Consider the following 5,161-nt stretch of genomic DNA (forward strand, 5'->3'; position numbering starts at 1 on the left):
ACACACAATGTGAGTTAAACGAGACGAAAAAACAAGAAGACACGTTCCTAGACATATTGAATTGACAGCCGTTTTAAGAGAGATCTTAAAACAAAAGAATAAGAGTAATAGAATCGGAAGATTTGAAAAAACCACTAGACCTTCAGTCAAATAAAAACAGAGACATATTTATATGTTTCGCATAATATACGATGAAGAGTTTGATCCTGGCTCAGGATGAACGCTAGCGGCAGGCTTAACACATGCAAGTCGAGGGGTATAGTTCTTCGGAACTAGAGACCGGCGCACGGGTGCGTAACGCGTATGCAATCTACCTTTCACAGAGGGATAGCCCAGAGAAATTTGGATTAATACCTCATAGTATAATGACTCGGCATCGAGATATTATTAAAGTCACAACGGTGAAAGATGAGCATGCGTCCCATTAGCTTGTTGGTAAGGTAACGGCTTACCAAGGCTACGATGGGTAGGGGTCCTGAGAGGGAGATCCCCCACACTGGTACTGAGACACGGACCAGACTCCTACGGGAGGCAGCAGTGAGGAATATTGGACAATGGGCGCAAGCCTGATCCAGCCATGCCGCGTGCAGGATGACGGTCCTATGGATTGTAAACTGCTTTTGCACAGGAAGAAACAACTCTACGTGTAGAGTCTTGACGGTACTGTGAGAATAAGGATCGGCTAACTCCGTGCCAGCAGCCGCGGTAATACGGAGGATCCAAGCGTTATCCGGAATCATTGGGTTTAAAGGGTCCGTAGGCGGTTTAGTAAGTCAGTGGTGAAAGCCCATCGCTCAACGGTGGAACGGCCATTGATACTGCTAGACTTGAATTATTAGGAAGTAACTAGAATATGTAGTGTAGCGGTGAAATGCTTAGAGATTACATGGAATACCAATTGCGAAGGCAGGTTACTACTAATTGATTGACGCTGATGGACGAAAGCGTGGGTAGCGAACAGGATTAGATACCCTGGTAGTCCACGCCGTAAACGATGGATACTAGCTGTTGGGAGCGATCTCAGTGGCTAAGCGAAAGTGATAAGTATCCCACCTGGGGAGTACGTTCGCAAGAATGAAACTCAAAGGAATTGACGGGGGCCCGCACAAGCGGTGGAGCATGTGGTTTAATTCGATGATACGCGAGGAACCTTACCAAGGCTTAAATGTAGATTGACCGGTTTGGAAACAGACTTTTCGCAAGACAATTTACAAGGTGCTGCATGGTTGTCGTCAGCTCGTGCCGTGAGGTGTCAGGTTAAGTCCTATAACGAGCGCAACCCCTGTTGTTAGTTGCCAGCGAGTCATGTCGGGAACTCTAACGAGACTGCCAGTGCAAACTGTGAGGAAGGTGGGGATGACGTCAAATCATCACGGCCCTTACGCCTTGGGCTACACACGTGCTACAATGGCCGGTACAGAGAGCAGCCACTGGGTGACCAGGAGCGAATCTACAAAACCGGTCACAGTTCGGATCGGAGTCTGCAACTCGACTCCGTGAAGCTGGAATCGCTAGTAATCGGATATCAGCCATGATCCGGTGAATACGTTCCCGGGCCTTGTACACACCGCCCGTCAAGCCATGGAAGCTGGGGGTGCCTGAAGTCGGTGACCGCAAGGAGCTGCCTAGGGTAAAACTGGTAACTAGGGCTAAGTCGTAACAAGGTAGCCGTACCGGAAGGTGCGGCTGGAACACCTCCTTTCTAGAGCTTGAATGTTAGTTGTGTAAACAACACTTTCAAGAAAGAAGACGAAAAGGAATAATGGAAACATTTCTAAAAATTATATTACTCTTGCTGTTAGTTCAAATAATACAATTTAAGAATAAAGAGTGTCTCGTAGCTCAGCTGGTTAGAGTACTACACTGATAATGTAGGGGTCGACAGTTCGAGTCTGTCCGAGACAACTATTTTAGACTTAAAAAAAGGAAATTTTAGAAGTATGAGTAAGAATTACACATTAATTCAAAATTCAACATTCTAAATTTAGAAATGGGGGATTAGCTCAGCTGGCTAGAGCGCCTGCCTTGCACGCAGGAGGTCAACGGTTCGACTCCGTTATTCTCCACTATCTTAAGACAAGAAGATAATAGATAAAGAGATTAGAGACGTAAGTCTATTATCTAATGGTCTATCATCTAAAAGTCTAAAAGAAGAAGTTCATTGACATATTGAGATAAGAAATAATAAAAAGTAGAAAGCAGTTTTACTATTTATTTAGTAAAACGAAACAAAACGGTCGTAATTGATTTTACGATTGGTACAATAAGCAAAATAAGGGCGTATGGGGGATGCCTTGGCTCTCAGAGGCGATGAAAGGCGTGATAAGCTGCGAAAAGCTACGGGGACGGGCACACACCGATTGATCCGTAGATACCTGAATGGGGCAACCCAATAGTTTGAAGAACTATTACACCGATAGGTGGGCAAACCCGCTGAACTGAAACATCTAAGTAGGCGGAGGAGAAGAAAACAAAAGTGATTCCGTAAGTAGTGGCGAGCGAACGCGGATTAGCCCAAACCAATGTTGTTACGGCAATGTTGGGGTTGTAGGACCACGACATTTTATGCATAAAGAATTAGAATCTACTGGAAAGTAGAGCCAGAGAAGGTGATAGCCCTGTATAAGTAATGAATGTAATAGATAGTGGTATCCTGAGTAGGGCGGGACACGAGAAATCCTGTCTGAATTTGGCGGGACCATCCGCTAAGGCTAAATACTCCTGAGAGACCGATAGTGAACCAGTACCGTGAGGGAAAGGTGAAAAGAACCGTGAATAACGGAGTGAAATAGATCCTGAAACCATACGCTTACAAGCGGTCGGAGCCCTTTCGTGGGGTGACGGCGTGCCTTTTGCATAATGAGCCTACGAGTTAACGTTGCTGGCAAGGATAAGTGGTTAAGCCACGGATCCGTAGCGAAAGCGAGTCTGAATAGGGCGCTTTAGTCAGTAGTGTTAGACGCGAAACCGTGTGATCTACCCATGGGCAGGATGAAGCGCTGGTAACACAGTGTGGAGGTCCGAACCGGTTGACGTTGAAAAGTCTTCGGATGACCTGTGGGTAGGGGTGAAAGGCCAATCAAACTCGGAAATAGCTCGTACTCCCCGAAATGCATTTAGGTGCAGCGCACGGCGTAAAGTTATATAGAGGTAGAGCTACTGATTGGATGCGGGGGCTTCACCGCCTACCAATTCCTGACAAACTCCGAATGCTATATAATGTTTCCGTGCAGTGAGGGCTTGGGTGCTAAGGTCCAAGTCCGAGAGGGAAAGAACCCAGACCATCAGCTAAGGTCCCCAAATATATGTTAAGTTGAAAGAACGAGGTTTGTCTGCCCAGACAGCTAGGATGTTGGCTTGGAAGCAGCCATTCATTTAAAGAGTGCGTAACAGCTCACTAGTCGAGCGGACGAGCATGGATAATAATCGGGCATAAACATATTACCGAAGCTATGGATTTCATATTAAATTATGGAGTGGTAGGGGAGCATTCTATCAGGGTAGAAGGTGAGTCGTAAGGCTTGCTGGACCGGATAGAAAAGAAAATGTAGGCATAAGTAACGATAATGCGGGCGAGAAACCCGCACACCGAAAGACTAAGGTTTCCACAGCTATGCTAATCAGCTGTGGGTTAGTCGGGACCTAAGGCGAACCCGAAAGGGACAGTCGATGGACAACGGGTTAATATTCCCGTACTAGTTATTACTGTGATGGGGTGACGGAGTGATGAAAGCGCCGCGAACTGACGGAATAGTTCGTTGAAGTACCTACCTATAAGCTGCGCAGGCAAATCCACGCGGCTTGGGGAAATACGATAGTACTCGGAGACTTCGGTTGAAGAGATAGTGCGCCTAAGGGCTTCCAAGAAAAACCTCTAAACTTCAGGTAATAAGTACCCGTACCGCAAACCGACACAGGTAGTCGAGGAGAGAATCCTAAGGTGCTCGAGAGATTCATGGCTAAGGAATTAGGCAAAATAGACCCGTAACTTCGGGAGAAGGGTCGCCTCTGAGCAATCAGAGGCCGCAGTGAAGAGGTCCAGGCGACTGTTTATCAAAAACACAGGGCTCTGCAAAATCGTAAGATGAAGTATAGGGCCTGACACCTGCCCGGTGCTGGAAGGTTAAGAGGAGATGTTATCTTCGGAGAAGCATTGAATTGAAGCCCCAGTAAACGGCGGCCGTAACTATAACGGTCCTAAGGTAGCGAAATTCCTTGTCGGGTAAGTTCCGACCTGCACGAATGGTGTAACGATCTGGACACTGTCTCAGCCATGAGCTCGGTGAAATTGTAGTAACGGTGAAGATGCCGTTTACCCGCAGTGGGACGAAAAGACCCTGTGCACCTTTACTATAGCTTAGTATTGACCTTGGATAAATGATGTGTAGGATAGGTTGGAGACTGTGAAGTGGCGTCGCTAGGCGTTGTGGAGTCATTGTTGAAATACAACCCTTTGTTTATCTGAGGCCTAACCCCGTTTTGCGGGGGACATTGCTTGGTGGGTAGTTTGACTGGGGTGGTCGCCTCCAAAAGAGTAACGGAGGCTTCTAAAGGTTCCCTCAGTACGCTTGGTAACCGTGCGTAGAGTGCAATGGCATAAGGGAGCTTGACTGAGAGACATACAGGTCGATCAGGTACGAAAGTAGAGCATAGTGATCCGGTGGTTCCGCATGGAAGGGCCATCGCTCAAAGGATAAAAGGTACGCCGGGGATAACAGGCTGATCTCCCCCAAGAGCTCATATCGACGGGGGGGTTTGGCACCTCGATGTCGGCTCGTCACATCCTGGGGCTGGAGAAGGTCCCAAGGGTTGGGCTGTTCGCCCATTAAAGTGGCACGCGAGCTGGGTTCAGAACGTCGTGAGACAGTTCGGTCTCTATCTACTGTGGGCGCAAGAAATTTGAGTGGATCTGATTCTAGTACGAGAGGACCGAATTGGACAAACCTCTAGTGTATCTGTTGTCCCGCCAGGGGCACCGCAGAGTAGCTACGTTTGGAAGGGATAAGCGCTGAAAGCATATAAGCGCGAAACCCACCACAAGATGAGATTTCTTTTAAGGGTCGTGGGAGATGACCACGTTGATAGGCTATAGATGTAAAGGCAGTAATGTCATAGTCGAGTAGTACTAATAACCCGTAAGCTTATGTACACCTTTTCCTCC

The 5,161-nt window shown here is 47.3% G+C and carries 2 tRNA genes and 2 rRNA genes; all 4 read left to right on the forward strand.

The features are described 5' to 3' along the window. The first annotated feature begins 188 nt into the window (after positions 1–188). Positions 189–1,702, forward strand: a 16S ribosomal RNA gene (locus tag DB891_RS17150). Between the two features lie 129 nt (positions 1,703–1,831). Further along, positions 1,832–1,905, forward strand: a tRNA-Ile gene (locus tag DB891_RS17155). A gap of 87 nt (positions 1,906–1,992) precedes the next feature. Further along, positions 1,993–2,066 (forward strand) — tRNA-Ala (locus tag DB891_RS17160). A 195-nt stretch (positions 2,067–2,261) separates the two neighbouring features. Then, positions 2,262–5,149, forward strand: a 23S ribosomal RNA gene (locus DB891_RS17165). The 16S and 23S rRNA genes sit together here with 2 tRNA genes alongside, the layout of an rRNA operon. Positions 5,150–5,161: the final 12 nt, after the last annotated feature.

It is taken from the genome of Flavobacterium laiguense (genome assembly GCF_003097655.1).
GTDB lineage: Bacteria > Bacteroidota > Bacteroidia > Flavobacteriales > Flavobacteriaceae > Flavobacterium > Flavobacterium laiguense.